Annotated in this window: 22 protein-coding genes, 4 tRNA genes and 1 pseudogene; 12 read left to right on the plus strand and 15 right to left on the minus strand. The window is 31.4% G+C overall.

The window, feature by feature from the left end:
- Positions 1 to 4 precede the first annotated feature (4 nt).
- From P2G10_RS04045 to P2G10_RS04055, 3 genes are read right to left on the minus strand one after another with little or no spacing between them, the layout of a single operon-like run.
- A complete protein-coding gene (locus P2G10_RS04045; protein WP_275315280.1) occupies positions 5 to 1,978 on the minus strand; it encodes a PspC domain-containing protein in 1,974 nt (657 codons plus the stop codon).
- Entirely contained in the window at positions 1,971 to 2,315 is a 345-nt protein-coding gene (locus tag P2G10_RS04050; RefSeq protein WP_218771084.1) for a PadR family transcriptional regulator, read from the minus strand. Before P2G10_RS04050 ends, P2G10_RS04045 begins: the two co-directional genes overlap by 8 nt.
- A gap of 18 nt (positions 2,316 to 2,333) precedes the next feature.
- Positions 2,334 to 2,762 carry a DUF4870 domain-containing protein gene (locus P2G10_RS04055; RefSeq protein ID WP_218771083.1) on the minus strand — a complete coding sequence of 143 codons (429 nt, stop codon included), beginning with the start codon at positions 2,760 to 2,762 and terminating at the stop codon, positions 2,334 to 2,336.
- Between the two features lie 155 nt (positions 2,763 to 2,917).
- Here P2G10_RS04055 and P2G10_RS04060 point away from each other — a divergent pair, with 155 nt between their 5' ends.
- Together P2G10_RS04060 and P2G10_RS04065 are read left to right on the plus strand one after the other, a co-directional pair.
- Positions 2,918 to 3,373, plus strand: coding sequence for a DUF4442 domain-containing protein (locus tag P2G10_RS04060; RefSeq protein ID WP_275315282.1), 456 nt, complete (start codon positions 2,918 to 2,920; stop codon positions 3,371 to 3,373).
- 62 nt (positions 3,374 to 3,435) lie between these two features.
- The gene (locus P2G10_RS04065) at positions 3,436 to 4,236 is read left to right on the plus strand and encodes a TIGR00266 family protein (RefSeq protein WP_275315283.1); all 801 of its coding nucleotides are present in this window, start codon (positions 3,436 to 3,438) and stop codon (positions 4,234 to 4,236) included.
- 65 nt (positions 4,237 to 4,301) lie between these two features.
- Here P2G10_RS04065 and P2G10_RS04070 read toward each other — a convergent pair.
- The 5 genes and pseudogenes from P2G10_RS04070 to P2G10_RS04090 form a co-directional block, all read right to left on the minus strand.
- Positions 4,302 to 4,658, minus strand: a pseudogene (locus tag P2G10_RS04070) (TlpA family protein disulfide reductase); the annotation flags it as partial.
- Positions 4,659 to 4,681: 23 nt separating this feature from the next.
- A complete protein-coding gene (locus P2G10_RS04075; protein WP_275315284.1) occupies positions 4,682 to 5,251 on the minus strand; it encodes a hypothetical protein in 570 nt (189 codons plus the stop codon).
- A gap of 127 nt (positions 5,252 to 5,378) precedes the next feature.
- Positions 5,379 to 5,687: a hypothetical protein gene (locus P2G10_RS04080; RefSeq protein WP_275315285.1), complete on the minus strand. Its 309-nt coding sequence runs from the start codon at positions 5,685 to 5,687 to the stop codon at positions 5,379 to 5,381.
- A gap of 124 nt (positions 5,688 to 5,811) precedes the next feature.
- Positions 5,812 to 7,197, minus strand: coding sequence for a TlpA family protein disulfide reductase (locus tag P2G10_RS04085; RefSeq protein WP_275315287.1), 1,386 nt, complete (start codon positions 7,195 to 7,197; stop codon positions 5,812 to 5,814).
- 183 nt (positions 7,198 to 7,380) lie between these two features.
- Entirely contained in the window at positions 7,381 to 9,933 is a 2,553-nt protein-coding gene (locus tag P2G10_RS04090) for an ATP-dependent Clp protease ATP-binding subunit (protein ID WP_275315288.1), read from the minus strand.
- 308 nt (positions 9,934 to 10,241) lie between these two features.
- Here P2G10_RS04090 and gyrA point away from each other — a divergent pair, with 308 nt between their 5' ends.
- Positions 10,242 to 12,764, plus strand: a complete 2,523-nt coding sequence (gene gyrA, locus P2G10_RS04095; protein WP_218771076.1) for a DNA gyrase subunit A — start codon at positions 10,242 to 10,244, stop codon at positions 12,762 to 12,764.
- A 17-nt stretch (positions 12,765 to 12,781) separates the two neighbouring features.
- Positions 12,782 to 14,017: a tetratricopeptide repeat protein gene (locus P2G10_RS04100; RefSeq protein ID WP_218771075.1), complete on the plus strand. Its 1,236-nt coding sequence runs from the start codon at positions 12,782 to 12,784 to the stop codon at positions 14,015 to 14,017.
- Between the two features lie 74 nt (positions 14,018 to 14,091).
- On the opposite strand, the gene P2G10_RS04105 is transcribed toward P2G10_RS04100, so the two are convergent.
- On the minus strand, positions 14,092 to 14,862 hold the full coding sequence (locus tag P2G10_RS04105; RefSeq protein WP_275315289.1) for a C40 family peptidase: 771 nt from the start codon (positions 14,860 to 14,862) through the stop codon (positions 14,092 to 14,094).
- 18 nt (positions 14,863 to 14,880) lie between these two features.
- Positions 14,881 to 16,056: an acetyl-CoA C-acyltransferase gene (locus P2G10_RS04110; protein WP_275315291.1), complete on the minus strand. Its 1,176-nt coding sequence runs from the start codon at positions 16,054 to 16,056 to the stop codon at positions 14,881 to 14,883.
- A gap of 105 nt (positions 16,057 to 16,161) precedes the next feature.
- Between P2G10_RS04110 and P2G10_RS04115 the strand changes: the two genes are divergently transcribed.
- The 4 genes from P2G10_RS04115 to P2G10_RS04130 all read left to right on the plus strand — a co-directional run bounded on the left by P2G10_RS04115 (position 16,162) and on the right by P2G10_RS04130 (position 18,589).
- Positions 16,162 to 18,213 carry an HD family phosphohydrolase gene (locus P2G10_RS04115; RefSeq protein WP_218773438.1) on the plus strand — a complete coding sequence of 684 codons (2,052 nt, stop codon included), beginning with the start codon at positions 16,162 to 16,164 and terminating at the stop codon, positions 18,211 to 18,213.
- 99 nt (positions 18,214 to 18,312) lie between these two features.
- Positions 18,313 to 18,396 (plus strand) — tRNA-Ser (locus tag P2G10_RS04120).
- Positions 18,397 to 18,411: 15 nt separating this feature from the next.
- Positions 18,412 to 18,486 (plus strand) — tRNA-Pro (locus P2G10_RS04125).
- A gap of 29 nt (positions 18,487 to 18,515) precedes the next feature.
- A tRNA-Arg gene (locus tag P2G10_RS04130) sits at positions 18,516 to 18,589 on the plus strand.
- Between the two features lie 179 nt (positions 18,590 to 18,768).
- Here the strand turns inward: P2G10_RS04130 and P2G10_RS04135 are convergent.
- From P2G10_RS04135 to P2G10_RS04150, 4 genes are all read right to left on the minus strand, one after another.
- Positions 18,769 to 19,647: a metalloprotease gene (locus P2G10_RS04135; protein ID WP_218773437.1), complete on the minus strand. Its 879-nt coding sequence runs from the start codon at positions 19,645 to 19,647 to the stop codon at positions 18,769 to 18,771.
- A 433-nt stretch (positions 19,648 to 20,080) separates the two neighbouring features.
- Positions 20,081 to 20,503 (minus strand): DUF2147 domain-containing protein, encoded by a 423-nt coding sequence (locus P2G10_RS04140; protein WP_218773436.1) that lies wholly within the window; start codon positions 20,501 to 20,503, stop codon positions 20,081 to 20,083.
- Positions 20,504 to 20,551: 48 nt separating this feature from the next.
- Entirely contained in the window at positions 20,552 to 21,079 is a 528-nt protein-coding gene (locus P2G10_RS04145) for a KdsC family phosphatase (RefSeq protein ID WP_275315294.1), read from the minus strand.
- Positions 21,063 to 21,821, minus strand: coding sequence for a Rossmann-like and DUF2520 domain-containing protein (locus P2G10_RS04150; RefSeq protein ID WP_218773434.1), 759 nt, complete (start codon positions 21,819 to 21,821; stop codon positions 21,063 to 21,065). Before P2G10_RS04150 ends, P2G10_RS04145 begins: the two co-directional genes overlap by 17 nt.
- Before the next feature lie 73 nt (positions 21,822 to 21,894).
- Here P2G10_RS04150 and P2G10_RS04155 point away from each other — a divergent pair, with 73 nt between their 5' ends.
- The 3 genes from P2G10_RS04155 to P2G10_RS04165 all read left to right on the plus strand — a co-directional run bounded on the left by P2G10_RS04155 (position 21,895) and on the right by P2G10_RS04165 (position 23,896).
- The gene (locus P2G10_RS04155; RefSeq protein WP_275315296.1) at positions 21,895 to 23,040 is read left to right on the plus strand and encodes a trans-sulfuration enzyme family protein; all 1,146 of its coding nucleotides are present in this window, start codon (positions 21,895 to 21,897) and stop codon (positions 23,038 to 23,040) included.
- 8 nt (positions 23,041 to 23,048) lie between these two features.
- Positions 23,049 to 23,765, plus strand: coding sequence for a bacillithiol biosynthesis deacetylase BshB1 (bshB1, locus tag P2G10_RS04160; protein WP_275315297.1), 717 nt, complete (start codon positions 23,049 to 23,051; stop codon positions 23,763 to 23,765).
- Positions 23,766 to 23,820: 55 nt separating this feature from the next.
- Positions 23,821 to 23,896 (plus strand) — tRNA-His (locus P2G10_RS04165).
- Between the two features lie 58 nt (positions 23,897 to 23,954).
- Here the strand turns inward: P2G10_RS04165 and P2G10_RS04170 are convergent.
- Positions 23,955 to 24,866, minus strand: coding sequence for a lysophospholipid acyltransferase family protein (locus tag P2G10_RS04170; RefSeq protein ID WP_218773431.1), 912 nt, complete (start codon positions 24,864 to 24,866; stop codon positions 23,955 to 23,957).
- Between the two features lie 91 nt (positions 24,867 to 24,957).
- On the opposite strand from P2G10_RS04170, the gene P2G10_RS04175 reads away from it, so the two are divergent.
- Entirely contained in the window at positions 24,958 to 25,599 is a 642-nt protein-coding gene (locus P2G10_RS04175) for a rhomboid family intramembrane serine protease (protein WP_275315298.1), read from the plus strand.
- The last annotated feature ends 87 nt before the right edge of the window (positions 25,600 to 25,686 follow it).

Here is a 25,686-nt window from a genome sequence, read left to right on the forward strand (position 1 = left end):
TTGATTACCAAGTTTTAAAGGCTAAACCTCTGTGTTCTTGATTATAAGTTCGTCTAAAACCTTTAGAAATATCATTTAAAGTATTGCTAGAGATTGTTAATTCGCCTCTATAACCATCATTGCAATTTATTCTTAGCGTAACTTTATCTATTTGGTTACTGTTATTATATTTAGAATCCACAATATTAATGTCAATATTTTTTTTATTTTTAAACCATGTAACTAGCTTTTCTAACTCTTTTTTAGTGGTTTTTTTACTGATAATAAATTCAGCTTTTAAATCGTTAATAGTACTGTCGAATAAAAAACTTACATCTTCGTCGTTGTCAGAATTCCAGTTATTATCTTGATTGTTGTTCGTTGTATCATCATCACAATCGGTACATTCAAAACCTTTTGTTGTCATTTTAAAATGATGGTTCCCCATATCGCGGTCATAAATATCTTTCGTGTTTTTAACATCATTTAAAAATCTGCGAGAAGATCCTTCAAAATATACTGTTGTTCCTTCTGGTATGAAAATGGTAGCTTTTACCTCTTCATCTTTCCAGATGTTTTTGTATTCGCTTAAAAAGAAAGCATCAAAAACAATGGTGTTATTTGCTGATTTAAAATTGTACTGAATCGCTTTAGCATTATCATTTGCCTTATTACGTTTTCTACCTTCTGATGTTTTTTTAATTTCGATATAAGCATTACCAGTTTCACTTTTACGAACATCAATATTTATATCGTTAGAGTATTTTAACTCAGTATTATTAACGGAAACTCCAATCGAATTATTTCTGTTGCGTAGGTTATGGTTATAATAAATATTATCATCGTTAACTACTCTAATTTTTAGAGGTTCATTTATAGCGTAACTAATACTGTGTTTACTAATATTTGCACCATTATAAGCATGTGTTGTAGCAAACTCGATACCTGAAAAACCGATAGCTAATAAAGATACTAACCAAATTCCTGATAAGGTTAAGATAGCACCGGTACTTAGTTTTTTAATATTTGGTGATAATATTCGTAACCCTAAAATGAATAATACGATAAACGGAATTCCGATTAAAACAAATAATGAAATAGACAGTAACCACCTAGGTAAAGTCGATTCGTAAAAGAAAGGCGGATAATGCACAAATTCACTATCAACATTTAAAAACTCTAAACTTCCTATAGAAAATATACCTAGCAGTAAAGAAACAATAGTTATACCAGCAATAAATATTAATAGTACTCCTATAAATTTACCAAACACTTTAAAAAGTGTTAGTAAAATTTTACCCATAGTGTCTATAAAATCCTGAAAACCAGATTTTGTTTGCGCACGCATTTTTTCGTAATCTGCGCTCGATATTTTTTCTGAAATACCAGTTGCTCCATCTTTTATTTTTGTTGAAAAAGACTCAAACTCGTCACGAATTTTTTTTTCAATATTATCAATATTTACAGCTTCACCTTCCATCTGTAATTTCTCTGAAGTTGTTTTTGCTTCGGGTAATAAAATCCAAAGGATTATGTAGGCTAACGGAGAGAAACCAGAGGCTACTAAAACAATAAAAGCAATACGAATCCAAATAACATCCAGGTTAAAATAATGTGCAATACCAGAGCAAACACCTCCTAAAAATTTATCATCACCATCTCTAAATAATTTTTTAGATGATCGGTTAGTTGATCTTGAGTTGTATGAAGAGTTCTCGTTGTAGTTGTCTTCAGCTTCAGCGTAATCTTCGGGTTGCCCCATAATAGCGATAACCTCTTCAATATCGTTTTCGTTTATTACTTGGCGAGCATCTGTAATTCTTTCAGATAAAAGTTCGCTAATACGAGCTTCAATATCTGATATTATTTCGTTTTTTCCCTGCGGGTCATCGCTTAAAGAACGCCCAATGGCCTCTAAATAGCGCTTTAATTTCTGATAAGCAATTTCATCTATATGAAAGAAGAATCCACCTAAGTTTATATTTATTGTCTTATTCATCGTTAGTTGATTTTGTACTTGTTACTAGGTTTACTGCGTTTACTAAATTACCCCATGTTTTGTTTAGTTCTTTTAAAAACATGCCACCGTTTTCGGTTAAAACATAGTATTTTCTTGGCGGACCTGAGGTTGATTCTTCCCATCTATACGTTAATAATCCAGCGTTTTTTAAACGAGTTAATAGCGGATAAATAGTTCCTTCAACCACAATCATTTCAGCACTTTTTAATGTCGAAAGTATTTCAGAAGTGTATGCGTCATCATTTTGTAAAATTGATAAAATGCAATACTCTAAAACTCCTTTACGCATTTGTGCTTTTGTGTTTTCTATCTTCATATAATGCGGTTTATGAGGTTATTTTATAAAATTAATTGTAAAAGGGTATGTGTAATTTTCTCCTTTATTTGCTTTCATGGCAGCGATAATTATTAAAGCTATTTTAATAAGTGAAACAACACTTACTAATGAGGCGATTCCAATAAAGCCAAATAAGCCATTGTAAGAATGATGCCCACCAAAATCAATATCTATTCCATTAAAAATATCTAAAAAACTTCCAAAAAAGAAAGAGAAAAACGAAGCACTTAATATAAAGATGTACAAACCAAAACTGATATTAAAGTTTACGGCTTCTTTACCATGATTGTCTAAAAACTGACTTTTATCCTTTAACGTTTGCCATAATATTAGTGGAGTTATAATACTTCCTAAAGGGAATAAGTATCCCGCAAAAGCGGATATGTGTATTAAGAAAGCGTTGGTGTTTTCGTTATTTTTTTGCATGATTAGATAATTTATATAATACTGTACTATGCAAATATATATCTTTAAAAAGGTATTATGCAATACATAGTACTGTAATTAACATTTATTTAACATTCACTATGTTTTAGGAAGTATTAAAAAAAAGCTATAAATTGCCCATAAATACTGATAAAATGAAGTTTACACCTCGAAAAATTAACTTTTTCACCTTATTTAAATTACCATCAGCTTATATCTGCGGAATTAAAGTAAAATCTATTTCTGATGAAAAATCATTAGTTACCGTAAAGCATCGCTGGATTAATCAGAATCCTTTTAAGAGTATGTTTTGGGCAGTACAAGGAATGGCTGCAGAATTAGCTACAGGTATTTTGGTTATGCAGGCTATTGATAAATCTAACAGAAAAGTATCGATGTTGGTAACAAACATGAATGCTACTTTTACTAAAAAAGCAACAGGCAGAATTGTATTTGAGTGTAATGATGGTTTGGCTATTAAAGCGGCAATACAAAAATCAGTAGAAACAGGCGAGGGGCAAACAGTTTTGGTAACTTCAGAAGGTATAAATAAAGACGGAGTTTCAGTATCTAAATTTCAATTCGAGTGGAGTTTGAAAGTGAAACCGTAACCGTAACCGTAACAAAAAATAATTATGAACGTCTAATTTATTAAATACTAAAACCAAAAAAGATGAACGCACACGAAATAGATTATCGTATTTTCGGAGAAGAAATGCAGTATGTAGAAATTGAATTAGATCCACAAGAAGGGGTTGTTGCCGAAAGTGGAAGCTTTATGATGATGGAGGCTGATGTGAAAATGAGTACTATTTTTGGTGATGGTTCTAATCAAGAAACAGGTTTGTTAGGTAAGATATTTTCAGCAGGTAAAAGAATTCTTACTGGTGAGAGTTTATTTATGACCGTTTATACTAACGAAGGAAGTGGCAAAAAACAAGTTTCGTTTGCTTCACCTTATCCAGGTAAAATTATACCAATCGATTTATCAGAATTTGATGGTAAGTTTATTTGTCAGAAAGATGCTTTTTTATGTGCAGCAAAAGGAGTATCTATCGGAATAGAGTTTTCTAAGCGATTAGGAAGAGGGTTGTTTGGAGGAGAAGGTTTTATAATGGAGAAACTTGAGGGAGATGGAATGGCTTTTGTGCATGCTGGAGGCACAATGGCAAAAAAAGTATTGCAAGCAGGTGAAATTTTAAAGGTAGATACGGGTTGTATTATTGGTTTTACAAAAGATGTGGATTATGATATTGAGTTTGTAGGCGGAATAAAAAACACAGTGTTTGGTGGCGAAGGTTTGTTTTTTGCGAAACTTCAAGGTCCTGGTACGGTTTATATTCAGTCTTTACCATTTAGCAGATTAGCTGGTAGAGTTTTAGCAATGGCGCCACAAAACGGTAAAGGAGATAAAGGAGAAGGAAGTGTTTTAGGAGGTTTAGGAAATATTTTAGACGGTGATAATAGATTTTAAACGTATATAATCAGCATAAAAAAAACCGCCAATTGGCGGTTTTTTTGTTTTAAAATATAATTATATTATATTTTTAATTCATCAAAGATATTAATTAGCCTTTCCCCTTGAGATGGTACAGGCGCATTAGGGTTTACAATATTACCATCAGGATCTATAATGATGAATTTAGGCAATCCTTTTATTAAAAACTTCTGAGCCAATTCTAAATCTGCTAATTCTTTTCCGCTAAATAGTTGTATTCCTGTCATTTCACGATCAACAATAGTTTGTTTCCACTTGTCATAATCATCATTAGCATCAACACTAATACTTACAAACTCTATGTTTTTTCCGTGGTATTCTTCTTCTAGTTTCTTTAATAAAGGGATTTCTCTTTTACAGTAAGCACACCAAGTAGCCCAAACATCAATATATAAATATTTTCCTTTACCTAATAAATCATCTAAAGACGTGTTTCCTCCATTATAATTTTAAAATCTTTAAATTTAGGAGCTGGTTGCCCTTTAGCGGTAGTTTTTAAAATGTTATAGGTATTAGATATTTCTTTTTTATGATTTTTATTGGTAGAATATGCCATGAATTTATCACGAAATTCTTTTAAATTATCAGTGTAAGTTATACCATCTTTAGCGTTTTTGTATAATAAATCATTTTTTGCAATGGTGTCATTTACTTCAGTTTGTACGGTTTCTAAATACGTTAAATAGTAATCTTCTCCTTCTTTATTTTTTTCTTGAGATATTTTCTTTATCTGGACTCCTAACATTTTACGGTAAGAATATGAATTTACATAATCATCACCACTACTGTAATTAAAGTCTTTTAAAGGGTCAGGAAAATCTTCTGATACTTTAAAATCGGCATTGCCAGTTAAAGTTCCATAATAACCTTCATAATTACTTAAGTTTCTTAAATATTCAAAATCAATGTTTTTTACTTCACTCTTTAAGAATTCAGTAGGTAAATTGTTAGCAATAGATAACTCCGTTAAAGCATCTTTATATTCGTCCATTTGTTCTAAAAATGCTTCTTCTTCTAAAGAGAAAAACTTATTAGGATTAGCTATATGCTCATTCCAAGCTTTCTTTTTAAGAAGGAAATAGTTTTGGATATCCGCACTGGTTCCTTTAAACTTTGCTTTAAGAATTTTTTTTGTAGTCAGTAGATAATTTTACATCAACAGTATCAGTGAGGTATAGATTAATAGGCTTTTTATTAAGCATTAATGTGTAATAACCATCTCTGTCAATCTTTACAGTGTCAGAAAAAGAACCAGTTTTTTTATCGAATTTTATTTTTTTAGTAAAATTAAAGCCTTCTAAAGTAATATTTCTTTTTTTGAAGTTCTCTATGTTACCAGATAAAATAAGGTAGTCTTTTACTGGTTTTTCTTTTTTACATGAAAAAAAACCAACACATGCAATACATAATAGGATTATTTTTTTCATTTCTTCTCAATTTTAAGGGAAATTACTTTTTTTTATTCGGTTCTCAAAATTGCAATTTAATTAATAAATTTTGAAGCATAAAAAAACCGCCAATTGGCGGTTTTTTTATGCTGATTATATTATTTTATATTTTTAATTCATTAAAAATATTAATTAATTCTTCTCCTCCTGAAGGTGCAGGAGCGTTAGGGTTTACAATATTTCCATTAGGATCTATAATGATAAACTTAGGCAAGCCTTTAATTAAGAATTTTTGAGCCCATTCTAATTCAGATTGTTTTTTTCCACTAAATAATTGTATTCCTGTCATTTCACGATCTACAATTGTTTGTTTCCATTTTTCATGTTGATTTTTATCATCAACACTAATACTTACAAACTCAATATTTTTTCCGTGGTATTCTTCTTCTAATTTCTTTAATAAAGGAATTTCTCTTTTACAAAAACCACACCAAGTAGCCCAAACATCAATATATAAGTACTTTCCTTTGCCTAGTAAGTCATCTAAAGAAGTTGTTCCACCAGCATAGTTTTCAAAATCTTTAAATTTAGGAGCTGGTTGCCCTTTAGCTGTAGATTTTAGCGTATTATAACTAATTGAAATTTCTTTTTTATTCTCTTTGTTTGTAGAGTAAGCCATGAATTTATCATGAAATTCTTTTAAGTTTGTCGTAAAAGTAATACTACTTTTCGCACTTTCATATAATAGATCATTCTTTGCTAAAGTATCATTAACTTCGGTTTGAACAGTTTCTAAATATGTTAAATAATAATCCTCTCCTTCTTTATTTTTCTCTTTAGTTAAAGCCTCAATTTGAGTTTCTAACATTTTACGATAAGAATAAGAATTTACATAGTCATCACCACTACTGTAATTAAAGTCTTTTAATGGATCAGGGAAATCTTCTGAAACTTTAAAATCTTTATCTCCTGTTAAAGTTGCGTAAAAAACTTCATAATTACTTAAGTTTCTTAAGTACTCATAATCAATGTTTTTAACTTCACTCTTTAAGAATTCGGTAGGTAAATTATTAGCGATAGACAGCTCTGTTAAGGCATCTTTATATTCATCCATTTTTTCTAAGAAAGCTTCTTCCTTTAAAGAGAATAACTTGTTAGCGTTTATTAAAATTTCAGAAAATTTTTTCTTTTTTTGAACAAAATAGCTGTTGATGTTTGCATTGGTCCCTTTAAAGCTGATTTTGTCTGCTTTTTTGTAATCAAGTTTAATTGCTGTATCTACAGTATCATTAAGGTATAAATTAATAGGTTTTTTATTAACGATTAAAGTATAATAACCGTCTCTATTAATTTTTAAAGTATCAGAAAAAGAACCTGTTTTTTTATCGAATTTTATTTTCTTGCTAAAACGAAAACTTTCCAAAGTAATATCTCTTTTTTTGAAGTTCTCTATATTACCAGATAGAATAAGGTAATCTTTTACTGGTTTTTCTTTTTTACATGAAATAATGGTAACTCCTATAAGTGCTAAAAGTACTAGTCTTTTCATTGTTTAATATTTTTGTTAATAAGGGATTTAGGGGCCGAAGTTACTTTTTTTAGAATTTTTATCAAAGAATTTAACAAAATATTTACTATTTTTTGGGTCTTTAGTGAAAAATTACTTATAAGTATCTTGTGTTTTTTGAAAAAATAAAACTCCCAAACACAGTGTTTAGGAGTTTTGTATGTTTTACTCGCCTATTTCAGTGCGAGATTCTGTAGGTTTTTCTCCTTTTTCTATTTTGATGATTAACTTGTTGTCTTTTTCATCTAAATCCATAAAAATAGTATCACCTTCATCTAGTTTAGAGTTTACAATCTCTTCAGCTAAAGCATCTTCAATGTATTTCTGAATTGCTCTTTTTAAAGGTCTTGCACCATACTTTTTATCGAATCCTTTATCTGCTATATAGTCTTTAGCTTTTTCGCTTAACATTAATTTATAGCCTAAATCAGCAATACGCGTTAAAAGTTTTTCTAATTCGATGTCGATAATTTTATGAATATCGTCTCGTTCTAACGAGTTAAAAATGATAACATCATCAATACGATTTAAAAATTCGGGAGCAAATGATTTTTTTAAAGCTCCTTCTATAATGCTTTTTACATGTGCATCTTCTTGATCTTTTTTAGAAGCAGTACCAAATCCAACACCAGCGCCAAATTCTTTTACTTTACGAGCTCCTATATTAGAAGTCATAATAATAATAGTGTTTCTAAAATCGATTTTTCTACCCAGACTATCCGTAATATGTCCGTCGTCTAAAACTTGTAAAAGCATGTTAAAAACATCTGGATGTGCTTTTTCAATTTCATCTAAAAGTATTACAGAATATGGTTTTCTTCTAACTTTTTCTGTTAACTGTCCGCCTTCTTCATAACCTACATATCCTGGAGGTGCACCAATTAAACGAGAAATAGCAAATTTTTCCATATACTCACTCATATCAATTCTGATTAAAGAATCGCTAGAGTCAAATAATTCACGAGCCAGTACTTTTGCTAATTGAGTTTTTCCAACTCCAGTAGATCCTAAGAAAATAAAAGAACCAATTGGTTTATTGGGATCTTTTAAACCTACACGATTACGCTGTATGGCTTTTACTACTTTGGTTACAGCATCATCTTGACCTATAACTTTACCTTTAATCATGTTAGGTAAATCGGCTAAACGATGACTTTCTGCTTCGGCAACTCTGTTAACAGGTATTCCTGTCATCATAGAAACAACTTCGGCAACATTATCTTCGGTAACAATTTCTCTATTTAGTTTAGCGTCTTCTTCCCATTGGTTTTGAGCAGATTCTAGCGCTGTTTCAATATTTTTTTCGTCGTCACGTAGCTTTGCTGCTTCTTCGTATTTCTGGCCGCTTACAGCTTTTGTTTTTTGTTCGCGAATTTGTTCTAGTTTAGCTTCTAGTTCTAATATTTGTTGCGGAACAACAATATTGGTTATATGTATTCTAGATCCTGCTTCATCTAAAGCATCGATAGCTTTATCTGGTAAAAAGCGATCTGTCATGTAGCGATTCGTTAATTTTACACAAGCGTCAATAGCTTCATCAGTATATGATACTTGGTGATGAGTTTCGTACTTAGCTTTAATGTTATGTAAAATTTGTACTGTTTCTTCAACCGTTGTAGGTTCTACAATTACTTTCTGAAAACGACGCTCTAAAGCACCATCTTTTTCGATGTTAGTTCTAAATTCGTCTAAAGTAGTGGCACCAATACATTGAATTTCTCCACGGGCCAAAGCTGGTTTAAGCATGTTAGAGGCATCTAAAGAGCCTGTAGCACCACCTGCGCCAACAATAGTGTGAATTTCGTCGATAAATAAAATAATGTCGTCATTCTTCTCTAATTCGTTCATTAGGGCTTTCATGCGTTCCTCAAACTGACCTCTATATTTTGTTCCGGCAACTAAGCTGGCTAAATCTAAAGAAACAATCCTTTTATCGAATAAAATACGAGATACTTTGCGTTCTACAATTCTTAAAGCTAAACCTTCTGCTATGGCAGATTTACCAACACCAGGCTCTCCAATTAACATTGGATTGTTCTTTTTACGTCGACTTAAAATCTGAGAAACACGTTCAATTTCTTTTATTCGACCAACAACTGGGTCTAATTTGCCAGTGGTTGCTAATAATGTTAAATCGCGCCCGAAATTATCTAAAACAGGAGTTTTAGATTTTTTAGCTTGTTTTCCTTTAGGTGTTTGTTGCCCGAAAGGATTTGATTTTTCATTACTAAATTCATCTTCAGAAGGTGTTTCGGCAGTAGGAGAAGAAAAAGTATCTTCTACATGGAGTTCCTTGTAAAGCGCTTTAGCTTCTTCGTAGCCTACATCATATTTTTGAAGTAGTTTAGTAGTTGGGTCATTTTCGTTACGTAAAATACATAACAACAAATGAGCAGTGTCTATAGAGTTACTTTGATATAATTTAGCTTCTAAAAACGTTGTTTTTATTGCTTTTTCAGCTTGTCTTGTAAGGTGCAAACTCTTTTTTTCGATGTTTGCTATTGATGGGGTGGTTGGGTTTAATTTCTCTAATTTATTGCGCATTAAATCCAAATCTACATCGTAAGTAGTTAGTATTTCAATGGCTTTACCGTCTCCTTTCCTAATCAAACCTAATAACAGGTGTTCTGTTCCAATAAAATCATGCCCTAGTCTTAAGGCTTCTTCTTTACTGAAAGTAATTACATCTCTAACTTGTGGTGAAAAATTATCGTCCATAAATTTAATTTGTATAAATGTAAAGTTAGTAAGTTTTTTTCTTAAAAATTACAAAAAAGATGCCAATAGTTTTAAGCAGACATAATGGCAAGATCAATATATGAAAATAAATGTTTAAAAAATGTTAAAATTGTTGATAAGTATGGTTAAAACAGTAAGTTTATTTTTTGTGTAAAAGCAGCCATTATAGTATCTTGCAATGTTTTAAGAGGTACAGCTAATTTTAGTGTATTTTAGGAGTGAGTTTTATCAAGTGTAAAATTCACTTTTTTAACGAAATTGAGAATTAATATTTTAAAAAAATATATATGGCAGATGGCGAAAAGTTGATCCCTATCAACATTGAAGAGCAAATGAAATCAGCGTATATCGATTATTCGATGTCGGTTATCGTATCAAGAGCATTACCAGATGTAAGAGATGGTTTAAAACCAGTTCACAGAAGAGTTTTATATGGTATGCATGAGCTAGGGATTAAAGCAACAGGATCATATAAGAAATCAGCAAGAATTGTAGGGGAAGTACTGGGTAAGTATCACCCACATGGTGATACCTCTGTATATGATTCTATGGTTCGTATGGCACAGAGTTGGAGTGTACGTTATATGATGGTTGATGGGCAGGGTAACTTTGGTTCTGTTGATGGAGATTCTCCAGCAGCAATGCGTTATACCGAGGTTAGAATGCAGAAGATATCAGAAGATATGTTAGCTGATATTGAAAAAGAAACTGTTGATCATCGTTTAAACTTTGATGATACTTTGCAAGAACCAACGGTTTTACCAACACGTATTCCAAACTTATTAGTAAACGGAGCGTCTGGTATTGCAGTAGGTATGGCAACAAATATGGCACCGCACAACTTAACAGAAGTTGTAAACGGTACGATTGCTTATATCGAAAATAGAGATATTGAGATTGATGAGTTAATGCAGCATATTAAAGCACCAGATTTTCCTACGGGAGGAACTATTTATGGTTATGATGGTGTAAGAGATGCTTTTCATACAGGTAGAGGTCGTATTGTAATGCGTGCCAAAGCTACTATTGAAGAGGTAAAAGGAAGAGAATGTATTATTGTTACTGAAATTCCTTATCAGGTTAACAAAGCAGAAATGATTAAAAAAACTGCCGAGTTAGTAAATGATAAAAAATTAGAAGGAATTGCCAATATACGCGATGAGTCTGATAGGAACGGAATGCGTATTGTATATGTCTTAAAACGTGATGCGATACCTAATATCGTCTTAAATAAATTATATAAATATACACAATTACAAACATCGTTTAGTGTAAATAATATTGCGTTAGTAAAAGGCCGTCCAGAGCAATTAAACTTAAAAGAATTAATTCATTATTTTGTAGAACATAGACATGAGGTTGTTGTTCGTAGAACAGAATTTGAATTAAAGAAAGCAGAAGCAAGAGCACATATTTTAGAAGGATTAATTATTGCTTCGGATAATATTGATGAAGTAATTAAAATTATTCGTGCTTCTAAAAATGGAGATGAAGCTAGAGAAAGTTTAATTGAACGTTTTGAATTGACAGAAATTCAGGCCAAAGCAATTGTAGAAATGCGTTTGCGTCAATTAACAGGTCTAGAACAAGATAAGTTACGTGCAGAGTTTGACGAAATTATGTTAACAATTACGGACTTAAAAGATATTTTAGCAAACGAACCAAGACGTTACCAAATAATTACAGATGAGTTAACGCTTATTAGAGATAAATATGGTGATGAGCGTCGTTCTGAGATTCACTATGCTGGTGGAGATATGCGTATCGAAGATATGATTCCTGACTCTAAAGTTGTAGTAACTATTTCTCATGCAGGTTATGTAAAACGTACCAATCTTGATGAATATAAAGTGCAGAATAGAGGAGGACGTGGACAAAAAGGAGCAACGACTCGTAATGAAGATTTCTTAGAGCATTTATTTGTAGGAACAAATCATCAATATATGATGTTCTTTACTCAAAAAGGAAAAGTGTTCTGGATGCGAGTTTATGAAATTCCAGAAGGAGGAAAGAATACCAAAGGTAGAGCAATGCAAAACCTAATTAACATCGAACAAGATGATAAGGTAAAAGCATTCTTAGTTACTGAAGATTTAAAAGATGAAGAGTATATTAATAATCACTTTGTGATTATGGCTACTAAAAAGGGGCAAGTTAAAAAGACGCCTTTAGAGCAATATTCTCGTCCAAGAACTAATGGTATAAATGCAATTACAATTAAAGAAGGCGATGAACTATTAGAGGCTAAATTAACAACTGGTGATAGCCAAGTGATGTTAGCTTTAAAGTCAGGTAAGTCTATTCGTTTTGAAGAAGCAAAAACCCGCCCAATGGGAAGAACTGCATCTGGAGTTAGAGGTATTACATTACAACACGATAAGGATGAAGTTGTAGGTATGATTGCAGTAAATGACATGGATAGTAATATTCTAGTTGTTTCTGAAAAAGGATACGGAAAAAGATCTAAACTAGAAGATTATCGAGTTACAAACCGTGGAGGAAAAGGAGTTAAAACTTTAAATATATCAGAAAAAACAGGTGAATTAGTTGCAATTAAAAATGTAGATGATTCAAATGATTTAATGATTATTAATAAGTCTGGACTTACAATTCGTATGGCTGTTGAAGATTTACGTGTTATGGGACGTGCAACGCAAGGTGTTCGTTTAATTAACATAAAAGATACCGATAGTATTGCTGCCGTTGCAAAAGTTATGCGTGAAGAAGACGATGATGAAAATGAAGAAGAAGAAAATGGCACGGAAATTGAAAATGAAGATATAACAAACGAAGATCAAGAACAACAATAAATAAAACAGTAATTAAAATGAAAAAACAAATTTTAACCTTTTCTTTAGGATTGATGACATTAGGATTAATGGCTCAAAAATCTGAATTAAAAGCAGCTGAGAAAGCTATAAAAAAACAAGATTATTCAACAGCAATTTCTACTCTTAACTCAGTTGAAGAACTAGTAATGGCAGAAGGAGAAGATAAATATAAATCTAAATTTTATTTCTTAAAAGGTAAAGCTTTAGCGGCAAAAAAAGATTATAAAAATTCTGCAGAAGCTTTTCAAATATTATTAGCAATGGAGGATAATAAGTATTCTGAACAAGCTAAACCATTATTGAATCAATTAGTTCAGGAAGTATCTAACAAGGCTGTAGATTTATACAATAATAAAAAGGATTACAAAAACGCAGCCGAAAACTTTTACTTAACATATATGTTAAGTCCAACAGATACTTCTTTTGTGTATAATGCAGCTATATCAGCAACACAAGCAAAAGATTATGATACAGCAATTAAGTATTATAAAGAACTAAGAAAAGTTGGTTATACAGGTGTTGAAACTCAATATGTAGCAACAAATAAATTAACAGGTAAAGTTGAAAACTTAGGTTCTAAACAGCAAAGAGATTTAATGGTTAAATCTAAAAAGTATATTAAGCCTAGTATAAAATCTTCTGAATCTAAAACAGCTATAATTGTTAAGAATATAGCTTTATTATTAAAAGAACAGGGTAAAACTGATGAGGCTATTGAGGCTTTAGCAGAGGCAAGAAAAGCAAACCCAAAGGATTTAAATTTATTACTGAATGAAGCTGATATGTATAGTAAGCTTAAAAGAATGGATAAGTTTGGAGAGTTAATGAGTGAAGCAATTGCTTTAGATCCAGAAAACCCTACATTATACTATAATTTAGGAGTAGTTAACTTTAATGAAGGAAAAGTTGATGATGCTAAAAAATATTATAGAAAGGCAGTTGAATTAAAGCCGGACTATGCTGATGCTTATATGAATTTAGCGGTTGCTGTTTTAAATAAGGATAAGAAAATTGTAGAGGAGATGAATAAAAATTTATCAAACTTTAAAAAGTACGATGAGTTAGCTTTACAACAAAAAGAAGTTTATAAAGAAGCGTTACCTTACTTAGAAAAGGCAGATTCTTTAAATAGAAATATGGATACTGTAAAGACTCTTATGAACTTATACGAGGTTTTAGAAAATGAAGCGAAAGCAACAGAATATAGAGACTTATACAAGTCAATGAAATAAGATTATATCAGAAACATAAAAAAACCGAAACTTAAAAGTTTCGGTTTTTTTTGTACTTGTATTTTAAGGGAATTCTAAATAAAACGTTTAATTACTCTTAATTTATGAGTGTGTTTATTGGTGTCTATATTATAAATACCGCTATGATCTAACTTGTCAATTCGTACTTTACCATGCGCATGAATAATATTATAATCATTCATAATAATACCAACATGGGTAATATTGCCATCTTCATTATCGAAAAAGGCTAAATCACCAGGTTCACTTTCTTCAATAAAACTTAAGACTTCACCTTGTTTAGCTTGCTCTTTGGCATCACGAAATAAATTGTAGCCACACAATTTATATACTGTTTGTGTAAAGCCAGAGCAATCAATACCAAAAGGCGATTTTCCGCCCCATAAATATGGCACATTTAAAAATAGAAAAGCAGTATCGATAATAACAGATTTAGCTAGTTTCGTATTACATACCTTCCCTTCGTAAGAATATAAAGTTTTATTAATATTGATATTCTTGTCTTTGTAAAACGGAAGTCTAGCTCCCATAGGGATTGTAGTTAAATTATGATTGTTATCAGTAATAAAATCAATTAATTCACCTGCATAGCTTTTGTTTTCTTCGGATAAAGAATTATAAACATCCTCTGTAATTTCTTCATATTGCTTATTGTCAATAAAACCTTCGTAGTTATCGAAAGCTAAACGAATTTTACTCCATTTTTTAGATTTTTCTAAAACCATAAAATGCTCGCCAAAAACTACTTGATTTACCATTTCTGATGGGTCAGCAGGTTCAAGACGAAGAGGTACAATACTTAAATTACAAATTCCGAAAGACATTGACTAGTTAATTAAAGATTAAACTCTTTCGATTACCATTGCGCTAGCACCTCCACCACCGTTACAAATACCGGCAGCACCTATTTTAGCATTATTCTGTTTTAAGATAGACGTTAAAGCGATAACAATTCTAGCTCCAGAAACTCCTAATGGATGTCCTAAAGAAACAGCTCCACCATTTACATTTACTTTATCAGCAGATAAACCTAAAATTTTCATGTTAGCTAAACCTACAACAGAAAACGCTTCGTTTAATTCAAAGTAATCTACATCATCAATTGCAACTCCAGCTTTCGCTAATGCCTTTGGCAATGCTTTAGCAGGTGCAGTGGTAAACCATTTAGGTTCGTGAGCAGCATCTGCATATCCTTTTATTTTAGCTAAAGGAGTTAAGTTTAATTCAGCAGCTTTTTCAGCAGACATTAAAATTAAAGCAGCTCCACCATCATTAATTGTTGATGCATTTGCAGCAGTAACTGTTCCGTCTTTAGTAAAAGCAGCGCGTAAAGCAGGAATTTTCTCCATTTTTACATTTTTATATTCTTCATCTTCAGAAAAGACAACAGGTTCGCCACGACGTTGAGGTATTTCTACCGGTACAATTTCATCAGCATATTTTCCTTCACTCCATGCTTTAGAAGAACGTTTGTAAGATTCGATAGCAAAAGCATCTTGCTCTTCTCTAGAGAAACTATATTCAGTTGCACATTCATCAGCACAAACTCCCATCGCTACTTGTTCATAAGCATCAATTAAACCGTCTTTTTGTAAACCATCTTCCATTTTAATAGGTCCGAATTTAGAACCTGTTCTTGCATGTTGATAATGAGGAATCATACTCATGTTTTCCATACCACCAGCAGCAACAACATCAGCATCACCTAAAGCAATTGCTTGCGCAGCTAACATGATAGATTTCATACCAGAAGAACAAACTTTATTTACAGTAGTACAAGGTACAGTGTTAGGAATTCCTGCAAAAATTGCAGCTTGACGAGCTGGTGCTTGACCAATTCCGGCAGAAACCACATTTCCCATAAAAACTTCATCGACCATTTCTGGCTTTAAGTTAATTTTCTCTAAAGCTCCTTTTATTGCTACAGCACCTAACTTAGGTGCAGGTATAGTTGATAAACTGCCTAAAAAACTACCGATTGGTGTTCTAGCAACTGATACAATAACTACTTCTTTCATATATTTGAATGTATTGTGTTAAGATTTGTTTTGCGAAAATAACCATTTTATAACCAATACTCAAATAATAGAGAAAGGTTATATTTACATTTTTAAACATATAAAATGAACGATTTCATTAATAAGTTATATAAGAATAATGCTATTATTTATAAAGTATTATTATTTTTAATTACAGTTGTATCAATTGTATACCTCTTCCCTAAAGAAGGACAATTTAAATATGATTATCCGCAAGGAAAACCTTGGCAGTATGATAATTTTTATGCGCCATTTGATTTTGCTATTCAAAAAACTGCAAAAGAAATTGATGCGGAAACACGCGAAATCAGGTCTAATATTAAAAAATATTTTGTTTATAATGAAGAGGTAGAAACACGAGTTTTAAATTCTTTTGAAGCTAAATTAGCTCTTTCCGATTCTTTATCAGTTAAAGATTTAAGTGCTTTAAAAAAGGAAGGAGAACTTGTTATTAAGAAAATATATCATTACGGTTTTTTAGATGATGCGAGTGTAACAAGAGGAAACCCAGGAGAACTTATAATTTTACGTAAAGGAAATTCGATAGATGATATTTCTTTTTCTATGTTATTACAATCAAAAGATGTGCTTAAGTTTATTTCAAAAAACACCAATAAGCTTGATGTAAGTAAACAAAACATACTTTTAAACCTTTTATCAGAAAGTCTTAGACCAAATGTTATTTATGACACTAAATATAGTAGTAAAGAGTTAAATGAAGCTTTAAGAAATATATCACATGTTAAAGGAAAAGTTTCTAAAGGAGAGTTGATAATATTAAAAGGCGATGTTGTTGTTGGAAGAAAATTCAATATTTTAAAATCATATGAAACTGCTTCAAGTTCGCAACTTTGGACAAAATCTAATTATTATTGGATTGTTTTTGGATATACAATTTTAGTAGCCTTAGCACTGTTAATGCTATTACTTTTTTTACAGAAATATAGGTTCGAAATTTTTAACGACAACAATAAAGTAACCTTTATTTTCTTTAATGTTTTTTTAATGATTTTTGTGCAAACATTGGTTGTTAAATACAATTCTGAATACCTTTATGTTGTACCGTTAAGTATTTTACCAATAGTTTTAAAAGCTTTTTTTGATGCTAGACTTGGATTATTCACACATGTGCTAACGGTTCTTTTGTTAGGATTTATTGTGCCTAATAGTTTCGAGTTTATCTATTTACATATTATTGCAGGTATTGTAACAATATTAACAGTTTCTGAGCTGTATAAAAGAGCAAGTTTATTTATGTCGATAGGACAAATTACTCTAATTTATATGGTTACTTATTTTGCTTTCTCAATATTAAAAGAAGGAAATGCAGATAAAATAAATTGGTTGTATTTCGGATTGTTTGCAGCAAACGGATTATTATCCTTCTTGGCAGTATTCTTTATTTACTTTTACGAGAAGTTGTTTGGTTTGGTTTCTGATGTTACTTTGTTAGAATTGTCTAATACAAATTCGAAATTATTAAGAGACTTAAATGAAAAAGCGCCAGGAACCTTTCAGCACTCAATGCAAGTGGCAAATTTAGCAGAAGCTGCAGCAAACGAGATAGGTGCTAATTCAATGCTTGTAAGAACAGGAGCACTGTATCATGATATTGGTAAAATGGCAAACCCAATGTATTTTACAGAAAACCAATCTACAGGTGTAAACCCTCACAACGAATTATTACCAAAAGATAGTGCCCGAATAATTCTAGACCATGTTATAAAGGGAATAGAAATAGCAAAGAAAAACAAACTGCCAGACAGAATAATAGATTTTATTAGAACACACCACGGAACAAGTGTTACTTATTACTTTTATAAGCAAGAATTAAAGAACACTATAGAAGGAGAGGAAGTAGATATTAAAAAGTTCCAATACCAAGGCCCAATTCCTTTTTCTAAAGAAACAGCTATTTTAATGATGTGTGATGCAGCTGAGGCAGCTTCTAAAAGTTTAAAAAACCCAACAGCACAATCAATAGATAATTTAATAGATAAGATCATTGATAAGCAAAAAAACGACAATCAGTTCACAAATTCGGATATTACCTTTAGAGAGATAGAAAAAATAAAAAAAATTATTAAGAATAAGTTGATGAGTATCTATCACTTACGAGTTGAGTACCCTGATTAGTGTAATTTTTTTTAAAAAATACTTGTGAAAGCACTTAAGTGGTTGTATATTTGCACTCGCAATTTAAAACTCTTATTTATTAAGTAGTTTAAAGTTCGAGGAGAGGTGCCAGAGTGGTAATGGAGCAGATTGCTAATCTGTCGACGGGTAACTGTCGCCAGGGTTCGAGTCCCTGTCTCTCCGCAATTAAATTGCACTCGGGGTGTAGCGTAGCCCGGTCATCGCGCCTCGTTTGGGACGAGGAGGTCGCAGGTTCGAATCCTGCCACCCCGACACTGTTTTCGTAGAAACATAAAAACTACGGGCTCTTAGCTCAGCTGGATAGAGCACCTCCCTTCTAAGGAGGCGGTCGGAGGTTCGAATCCTCCAGGGCTCACTTAAAGCTTCACTAGAAATAGTGAGGCTTTTTTGTTGTTATTTGGTTTATGATAGTTTAGAATAATATACCATTTCTTGTGATTAGACTATGATTATATGGATCAACATATAATAAAAAAAAGAGAGGTTTTTAAAACCTCTCTTTTATAAAATGATCAACCCTTATTTAATATTATTTTAGTTATTACTTAGGTTAGCATATTCTTCTTCAGAGATTTTTCCTGAATGAATATCGTTTAACTCTTTTATTTTAGTTAACATGAATTCATGTAATCCTTGATCTATTTTTTTAGGCTTTTCAATATTGCTAGATTTTAATTTACCAGGTAAAATATAGCTGTTATAGTAGTAGAAAAAGTTATAATCAAGATTAGCATTAGATAAAGTACCGTTATTAGCTAGTAACCATCCTAACCTTACAGAAGAACGTCTTTGCGCTGCAGTTCCATGAGATGAACCGTTAGAGCCAGCAATAGATTGAGAAAAATTATATGCAGGAATAACATCAGACCAATTAGATGTATAGCTTCTTCTTAAAAAATATCCAGCAAAACCATCTGCCTCTAACTCTGTATTAGAAGCGCCTCTTACTGAAGGGTACCCTTGTCTGAATTGTATTTGATGCGCTACTTCATGAGCAACAATATATGCTACGGCAGATCTTCCGTAGTTTAATGCGCCACTCAGCATTTCTTCACCCCAAATAATATAATTGTTAGGAGGTCCGTAAGAAAGTGCATTAAATGTACCGCTTCCTGCTGCAAAATAAAGAGGAACATTTGATATTCCAAACAGATTTGAAGCGTTATTGTTTTGTTGTTTTAAAAAATTTGTTTCACTTGTGTTTACAAGTGTGTTTGACCAATAAGAATTTGGTCCAAATTGAGATACTGTTGCGCAGTTGTGCGCTGTGTTATGATTACCTAATTCATTAGGTAGGACACCAGTTTCTGGAGAGTTAGCATTTAAAGCTATGTCTTTTTCTATTTCTTGTTTGTCGCAACTTTGTAACGAAACTAGAATAGCTAACGTCATTAATTTGATAATTTGTTTCATTTTTTTAAAGGGTTTGAGGGTTGATCAAATTAAAAACGGAAGTAATTGTGTATTATTGTTTATTTGTGTAAATAGTTAAAAAAACAACAAGAAGTGTAATTTATTAATGTAGTAGTTGTTTTTTTATGTGATATTAAGTTTTTATTTTGTGAATATGCTAAATAAGTGTAATATTTAAGAGGTGTTTAGCTAGTTTTTTATGCTAGAGTCAATTCATTTAAATTATACTTTTTTAGATATATGATTAGCTATCTGTTATGTTTGTGGTCAGAGGTTTTAAATCTTTTTTTAATATTTGATTGTTATATAAGTTTTAATAAAAGGCACACTTTTCGGGTACCCTATATTAAATTGAAAAGTGATATTAAAAAAAAAGGGAATAAAAAAACTCTAACTAGCGAGTAGTTAGAGTTTTTTATGGAAAAGAAAAAAATTATTTTTTACGATACCAATATGAAGTTCTACCAAAGGCAGCAAACCCAAGATAACCACGTACTTTTAATTTATTACTAGAGTCTAACTGAATGTAGCATTTGTATTCTTTTCCGTTTTTAGGATCTAGTATTTTTCCACCGCTCCATTCATCACCATCTTTTTCTAAACCAGTTAAAATATTCATTCCTAAAATAGGAGTGTCTTTACGTTTACCGCTACATTCTGTACATAAAACATCTTGTCTGTTTTTGTCTGTGATTTCTATAATTTTAGCAAAAGCTTTGCCGCCTTTTTCATAAACTTCAATTACAGAATCTACCTTATTGGTTTCTTCATCACGGTTTTCCCATTTACCAAAAATAGTTTGAGCACTTATAGAAGAGCTAATAATTAATAAAAAAATTAAAATAGTGTTTTTCATTTTTATTGTGTTTTTAATATAGTATTTAGTTTTCAAAAATTGTTCCATTTAATCGTATTGAGCATCAAAATTGTTGTTCCATTTTCCTTGAACCCTTAATACTTGTTCTATAACATCGCGAGCACAGCCATTTCCACCAGTTTTATCGGAAATATATTTAGATACTTGCTGAATTTCTCTTGCAGCATCATTAGGGCAACATGGCATTCCAACCAGTTTCATAACCGGATAATCAGGAATATCATCACCCATGTATAACACGTTTTCTGATTTTAAATTGTACTTTTCTATAAGTTCGTTAAACTGTTTAATTTTATCATGCGCGCCTAAATAAATATCAGTAATGCCTAAGTTGGCTAATCGAGTACGAACTCCTTCATTTTTTCCTCCAGAAATAATACAAACCTTAAAACCTGCTTTTACAGCTGCTTTTAAAGCGTATCCGTCTTTAATATTCATTTGGCGCACTAATTGTCCGTCAGGAAAAACGGTTACGATTCCGTTTGTTAAAACGCCGTCCACGTCAAAAATTAAAGTATCTATTTGAGGTAATATTTCTTTATAACTTTTTTCCATTTTTTTGGATTGAATTTGTAATAAGTTGATACATTTCTTGTTGTTCTTTATTGAGTAACTCTAAATGATTCTGAATCGTTTTTTGATCGTTTCTCTTCGCAGGTCCAGTTTGAGCTTCTTCTGGATTTAAGGAGATAATTTTCCTTGCTGTTTCCTGAATTAAAGGTTGTAAAATTTCAAAAGGAACTTGATGTTCTTTGCAAATATCTTCACCAATTTTGTAAAAGTGATTTGTAAAGTTATTTACAAAAACAGCAGCTACATGTATTGTTTTACGTTGCACGGAATTAATAGAATATATTTTTTTTCCGATAGTCTTGGCAATTGTTTTTAGCGTAGTTAAATCTTCTTCGTTTTCAGCCTCTAGGCAAAACGGAATTTCACTAAAATCAACAGCCTTGTCTTTAGAAAAACTTTGCAAGAGGTAAAAAACACCTTTTCTACCTTTGTTTTTTAGCGAGTCTAATGAAGCACTTCCAGAGGTGTGAACAATTAGGCTATCTTTTTTATTAATTTTTGATGAAACTTCAGTTATAGCATCATCAGAAACAGCAATGATATAAACATCGGCATCTTTTAATAAACCTAAGTTATCTGTTACGCTAACTTCTTGCTTTAAAAACGCAATTTGCTCAATATTTCTGGCATACACTTGCACTAAAGAAACTTCTTTAGTTTTATTAAAAGCACTCGCTAAGTGTGTTGCTACATTTCCGCCTCCAATAATGGCAATTCTAATCATAAGTACGAAGATATCGATATTTTATTTCAAAACGAAAATGGATTTAGTAAATTAGCTGCTAAATTTCGTAAAGATGAAAAAAAACAGTGAACTAGGTATAAATACTATATGTACGCATGTAGGAGAAATAAAAGACGAGCAATTTAAAGGAGCCATTTCGCCTATATTCATGTCTACATCTTATGAATTTGATGCGGTAGATGTAAAAAGATATCCACGTTCATTTAATACGCCTAATCAAGAGTATTTATGTAAGAAGATAGCAGCTCTAGAGAAAACAGAAGGAGCTTTAATTTTTGGATCAGGAATGGCAGCAATAAGCACAACAATGCTTGCTTTTTTACAAAAAGGAGATCATATTATATTGCAAGAAACATTATATGGAGGTACATATAATTTTGTTGTTGAAGAGTTTGATAAATTCGGAATTGAATATTCTTTTACGAAAAGTTTAAATATTGAGGATTTTAAAAAAGAGATAAAGCCAAATACAAAGGTTATTTTTATTGAGACTCCGTCAAACCCATTATTAAAAATTGTTGATATAAAAGCAGTGGCTAATTTGGCTAAGGAAAATAAGCTTATAACAATGATTGATAATACATTTGCATCGCCAATAAACCAAACACCTGCTGATTTTGGTATTGATATTATGCTGCATTCGGCAACCAAATATATGGGAGGACATTCTGATATTTTAGCAGGAGCCGTAGCTGCATCAGATAAGCATATTGATAGAATTTGGAATCTTGCCAAAAACTTAGGAGGAAGTTTAAGTGATTTTACGGTGTGGATGTTAGAACGTAGTTTAAAAACGTTAAATTTAAGGGTAAAGCATCAAAGTGAAAATGCTTTAAAAATGGCGACTTATTTAGAGAGTAATAAGCAAGTATCAAAAGTATATTATCCGGGTTTAAAATCTCATGAAAATCATGAGCTAGCAGTTTCTCAAATGAAATACTACGGAGGGATGCTTTCTTTTGAGTTAAATGAAAGTTTAAACGCGATGGATTTTATGAATAGATTACAATTAATAAAGCCATCAATGAGTTTAGCGGGTATTGAAAGCACGATGTTAAGTCCTTCTGAAACTTCTCACTCTTTATTATCATCCGAAGAAAGAGCAAATCAAGGAATAAAGGATGGTTTAATTCGTTTTTCAGTAGGTATAGAAGAAACAGAAGATTTAATAGAAGACATAGAGCAAGCTTTAAAATAATAAAATAGATGAAATTAAATATATTGGCGTTCGGAGCGCATCCAGATGATGTTGAATTAGGTTGTGGCGCTACGATTGCGAAAGAAATATCATTAGGTAAAAAAGTAGGTATTGTAGATTTAACTAGGGGAGAACTTGGTACAAGAGGTTCTGCTGATATTAGAGATATGGAAGCTGCAAATTCTGCTGAGATTCTAGGAGTTTCCGTTCGTGAAAATTTAGGCTTTGCTGATGGTTTTTTTATTAATGATAAAGAGCATCAATTGGCAATTATAAAGATGATTCGTAAGTACAAGCCAGACATTGTATTGTGCAATGCAATTGATGATAGGCATATTGATCACTCGAAAGGAAGTAAAGTTGTTTCTGATGCTTGTTTTTTAAGTGGTTTGATGAAGATTGAAACTGAGTTAGATGGTGAGCTACAAGAAAAATGGCGACCGAAACAAGTATATCATTACATACAATGGAAAAATATTGAGCCAGATTTTGTAGTTGATGTAACTGGATTTATGGATAAAAAAGAAGCTTCAGTTTTAGCATACAGTTCTCAGTTCTTTGATCCGACAAGTAATGAACCAGAAACGCCAATAACAAGTAAGAATTTTACAGATAGTATAAATTATAGAGCAAAAGATTTAGGAAGATTAATAGGTGTAGATTATGCAGAAGGTTTTACCTCAGAGCGTTACGTTGCTGTTGAAAATTTAAGTAAATTAATTTAAAAAAAAGTTTTGCAGAAGTTAGAAAATGTTGTATATTTGCACCCGCAAGTTACATGGTGGTTGTAGCTCAGTTGGTTAGAGTATCGGTTTGTGGTACCGAGGGTCGCGGGTTCGAATCCCGTCTTCCACCCAAAAAGTCTTCTCATTTGAGAAGACTTTTTTAATTTAAAGCAAAAAAAAACTTCTCAATTATTTTTGAGAAGTTTTTCTGATTTTTAACCATTCGTCGTATTTGTCTTTGTGCTTAAAGCGTTTGTGAGACCATAAATAGCACTCTGGTTGTTTATTTATATTTCTTTCTGTTATTTCTAAAAACTTATCTGTTATTTCAAAATTATCAAAACTTTTAGGGTTGTCTGTTATTAGTTCAAATTCAGTTTCAAAATATCCTCGTTTAATCTTTGTGGTATTCATGTTAACAACTGTTAAGTCGTATTTTTTAGCTAAGATTTCAGCGCCAGTATGTACAGGTACTTTTTTATTTAAAAAATGAGACCAATATCTTGTTTTACGTACTTTAGGTGATTGATCACTTAGTAAAATATAAAGAGTTTGTATTTTTTTTGCTTCTCTGCTACTAATGGTTTTATTAAATTCAATTGTAGGAACTCCTTCGAAACCAAATTTGGTTCTTGAAGTTTTTATCTTTTTTTCAAAATATGGATTTTGTATTTTCGTATAGGCTCCGTAACAATTAATATCTAAGAATTTAGGCATTGCAAAAGCCCATTCCCAATTTGCTTGATGAGCGCCAACTAGAGCAATACTTTTTCCTTGTTTTGTTAATTCGTTTATCAATTCAGGGTTTTTGTATTTGTATCTTTTTAGTATTTCTTTTTCACTAATAGTAAAAGATTTAATGCTTTCAAAAATTAAATCAACAAAGTGTCTAGAGAATTTTCTTGATAATTTATTTATCTCTTTTCTTTTTTTATTAGGAAAAGCTGTGTTTAAATTACCTATAATAGTTTTTTTTCTATAACCAAGAATATGGTATAATACAAAAAAGAAAAAGTCTGAAAATAAATATAAAATTCCCATAGGTAATCTTGATAGTAACCATATAAAAGGGTAGGTAATGGCAAATGTAAAAAACTTCATATTGTAAATTTAAAAATGCAAATATCGCATTAAATTATTAATCATTTGCTTTATTAACTTTTGATTATTTTTGTGGTAATAAATATAAAATATGAGTCAAATTATTTTAATACTAATAGTCGTAAACGTTTTAATTTCTTGTAAAGGTTTTAATGATCTTGTTTTTTTTGATAAATACAAGTTTCAAGTGCAGAAGATACTAAGCGGCGATAAATTACGAATGTTAACATCGGGTTTTTTGCATGTAGATTGGATGCATTTAGGGTTTAACATGTATGCTTTGTATCTTTTTGGAAAAGTAGTGGTTGTTAATTTCGGAACTCCTTATTTCTTGTTGATTTACGTTGGTAGTTTGGTTGCAGGAAGTCTATATTCATTATATCAACATAAAGAAGAATTATACTATAGTGCTGTTGGTGCTTCGGGAGCTGTATCTGGTGTTATTTTTTCATCAATAATGCTCAATCCAGATATGGAATTAATCATGTTACCAATTCCTATTCCTTTGCCAGGTTATATTTTTGGTATTGGGTATTTACTGTATTCAATCTATGGAATGAAAAACCAAGTAGGTAACGTTGGGCATTCTGCACATTTAGGGGGTGCAATAGGAGGTTATGTGTTAACAATATTGTTAAAGCCGAGTGTTGTGGGGAATAATACTTTAATGATCGGAATTATCGGAGCGATTATAGTGGGGTTGTTCTTATTTGGAGATAAATTAAAGAAGTAAAATAAAAAAAGCCGAAACAAATGTTTCGGCTTTTTGAGCGAAAGACCAGGTTCGAACTGGCGACATTCAGCTTGGAAGGCTGACGCT

Origin of the sequence: Tenacibaculum bernardetii (genome assembly GCF_029125915.1) — a bacterium.
GTDB classification, from domain to species: domain Bacteria; phylum Bacteroidota; class Bacteroidia; order Flavobacteriales; family Flavobacteriaceae; genus Polaribacter; species Polaribacter bernardetii.